The sequence below is a fragment of the Nostoc cf. edaphicum LEGE 07299 genome (genome assembly GCF_015207245.1).
GTDB lineage: Bacteria > Cyanobacteriota > Cyanobacteriia > Cyanobacteriales > Nostocaceae > Nostoc > Nostoc edaphicum_B.
This window is the reverse complement of the sequence record NZ_JADEXF010000676.1, coordinates 1-3,491: the sequence shown is the minus strand read 5'-3', so window position 1 is coordinate 3,491 and position 3,491 is coordinate 1. Positions and strand designations below refer to the sequence as shown.

The following is a 3,491-nucleotide window of genomic DNA, read 5'->3' as shown; positions in this document are numbered from 1 at the left end:
TGTTAGATGAGGGTGATATATACATAGCAGCATTGATCCCTAGAAATTGACTTATGAATAACTCCACCTATCAGCTAGACGATTTCGCTTTAACATTGCCGATTTCCCAAACAGCTCGCATAACTGCCCAGCAATTTGCTAACCAGCAGCCAAATCCTGAAAAAGCAGAGCAAGTCCGGCTGAATACTTTAGCTGTATGGGTGGTGAATGATTACTTGCAGATGATGGATATTCCTACCGCTCTTCAAGCTAGTGACAGTTGGAACCCCATCATGCGCCTTTGTGGGGATGTCGCTGATTTAGAAGTGCCCTCAATTGGCCGTCTGGAGTGTCGCCCCGTGCATCTGCATCAGCAGATATGTTCTATTCCTCCAGAAACTTGGGAAGAACGGGTGGGTTATTTAATAGTTCAATTTGATGAATCGCTCGAAGAAGCAAGGCTGCTTGGTTTTATCCCTAGTGTGGCAACTGAAACAGTTCCTTTAGCGCAACTGCAACCATTGGAAGCGTTTATTGACCACATCTGGGAACTGCGTCAATCCCCAGTTAATTCATTAGTGAATTTGAGTCAGTGGTTTGCTGGTATATTTGAGACTGGTTGGGAGACTATTGAATCGCTGTGGAACGTGCCGGAACTCATGCCAACTTATGCCTTTCGCAGTGTTGAAACTTTGGAATTAGATACCCTCAAACAACCAGAATCAATTACTAAACGGGCAAAAGTGATTGATTTAGGTATCCAAATCCACAACCAACCTGTGATGTTAATTGTGGAAATCAGCCCCGAAAAAGATCAACAAACTAGTATTCATCTCCAATTGCACGCCGCTGGAAATCAAATCTACTTGCCACCAGGAGTTCATCTCACTGTTATAGATAGTTCAGGAGCAGTATTTTTAGATGCTCAATCTAGAAAATCAGACAACTACATTCAGTTGCAGTTTCGTGGTGAACCCACAGAAGAATTTAGCGTTAGAGTAGCCTTGGATAATACCAGTATTACCGAATATTTCAGAATTTGAAATATGTAGCTATCTTCCCCTTTTATCGGTAATTTATTAAGTGATAATTCATTAATTAAAAATTAAAAATCCAAGCCAGCTTTTAGGGATTTTGAAAAAAATCTTTAGACGCTTATGGAGCTTTCGATCGGACATTAGAACAGGGCACGATATGGTACAGGGAGATAGCGACGGTTATGGGTAAGTTAGTGGCGATCAAATTCGGAGAGGGTAGTTTTGAGCAAGGGTTTGCTGTCACCCTCCAAATTGGTGAAGAACACGAGCGTGCTACAACCGAAATCACTGGGAGGCTCCCTTCATTCCCGGAAATGCCGCTCTATTATAGTCATTGGCAGTCTAGTTATCGGCAGATAGGCAATCGTTATCGCCTCCATGCCGACAAAATGCAGGTGACGAATGTATCGATGGTTCAAGACTGCGAAAACGCTTCTCATATTTTGCGGGCACGCTTTAATACCTGGCTGCGAGCAGAGGAGTTTCGCCCGTTGAGGGAAAAATGGTTAGAAAGATTATCGTCTAGCGACGAAGTACGGGTGATTTTGCAAACAGAAAATAGCCAATTGCAGCTATTACCCTGGCATCTGTGGGACTTATTAGAACGCTATCCCAAAGCTGAAATTGCCCTTGCTTCACCATCTTACGATCGCATTCACAAGCCACGCCCTCTCAATCAATTAGTCAAGATTTTGGCAATTGTGGGCAATAGTAAGGGGATTGACACCCAAGCCGATCGAGCTTTACTGCAACAGTGTGGTAACGCAGAGGTGAGCTTTTTGGTAGAACCACAACGTAAGGACTTGACTGAGCATCTCTGGGGAAAAAACTGGGATATTCTCTTCTTTGCCGGACACAGTTCTAGTAACAAAAATGGAGAAAGCGGACGAATTTACCTGAATAGAACTGATAGTCTTACCATTGGCGAGTTAAAGTACGCTCTCAAAAAAGCCATTGAAAATGGTTTGCAATTAGCTATATTCAACTCCTGTGATGGATTGGGGTTGGCGCGAGAATTAGCTGATTTGCAAATTCCTCAAATGATTGTCATGCGCGAACCCGTCCCAGACCAAGTTGCGAAGGAGTTTTTAAAATATTTTCTCCAAGGCTTTGCCGGTGGCGAGTCTTTATATCAAGCGGTACGCCAAGCACGGGAACGCTTGCAAGGACTTGAAGATAGATTTCCTTGTGCAACTTGGCTACCAGTAATTTGCCAAAATCCGGCGCAGATACCACCGACTTGGGATGAATTAAGGTCTACAAAATCTGAAGGTGAAGATCAAGCAAGTTTACCTTTGTCTAACAGACGCAAATTTCAGAGAACTGTGTTATTCAGCTTGGCAGTTACAGCTTTAATTTGTGGCGTGAGATTGTTGGGGTTGCTAGAAAATCCAGAGATTCAAGCCTTTGACCTAATGATGCGATCGCGCCCTGCCGAAGGTCTCGATCCCAGACTGTTGATCATCACAATTGACGATGAAGATTTAGCCATTCAAAGACAAAATGGCGAGTACTTGATCGGAGCTTCTATTTCCGAAAAATCTCTCAATAAACTCTTAGCAAAACTGAATCAGTACCAACCCCGCGCGATCGGCTTGGATGTCTACCGTGATTTTCAGGCCAAAGAGCCAGATTTAATTACTCGTCTCCAGCAAACTCAAAACTTGATTGGCGTATGCAAAGGGAGCGATCGCACAGGAAATATCAAAGGTATTAAGCCGCCGCCAGAAATCCCTCCAGCAAATCTGGGATTCAGTGACTTTATTCACGATCGCGATGGAGTTATTCGTCGGCATCTTCTGTTCATGAATCAGGAGACGACATCATCGTGTTTTACTCCATATTCCTTCAGTTTACAACTAGCATCCCTTTATCTGCGCCCTTTAGGAATTCAAACAAAGTTCACCCCTAAAGGAAATTTGCAGTTGGGTAAGACTATTTTTCCGAATCTGAAGTCTCGTACTGGTGGCTATCAAAATATTGATGCTAATGGCGGTCAAATCTTACTCAACTATCGTTCTTCAAAAGAAATAGCCGAACAGGTAAAGCTAACGCAATTTTTATCTAGTCCAATTAACCCCAACGCCATCAAAGACCGAATTGTTCTCATTGGTGTGACTGCAAAAGGGGATTCTCCAGACACCTGGCCTACACCTTATGGCATTCCTTTAGATGAGCAAATGCCAGGAGTACTGGTACAAGCTCACATGGTCAGCCAGATCCTTGGTGCAGTTCAGGATGGGCGGCCGTTGCTGCGGGCTTGGTCGTGGTGGGCGGAGGTGGTCTGGATTTGGGGCTGGTCTTTAATTGGCGGAGTCTTGGCTTGGCGCAGATTTTCCTTACCCTGGTTGGCGTTGGCAATGGGTGTTACTTCTAGCCTTTTGTATGTAGTTTGCTTTGGTCTGCTAATTTCAGGTGCTTGGGTGCCTTTTGTACCGTCGGCTTTATCGTTGGTGGCTATGGGAAGTTTGATGT

2 protein-coding genes are annotated in these 3,491 nt (G+C 44.1%); both read left to right on the top strand.

What is annotated here, in order from left to right; all coding sequences use genetic code 11:
• Positions 1-53 precede the first annotated feature (53 nt).
• Entirely contained in the window at positions 54-1,022 is a 969-nt protein-coding gene (locus IQ229_RS18835) for a DUF1822 family protein (protein ID WP_194046360.1), read from the top strand.
• 176 nt (positions 1,023-1,198) lie between these two features.
• Positions 1,199-3,491 (top strand): CHASE2 domain-containing protein (locus IQ229_RS18830; RefSeq protein ID WP_194046358.1); only part of this gene is annotated, 2,293 nt, incomplete at its 3' end.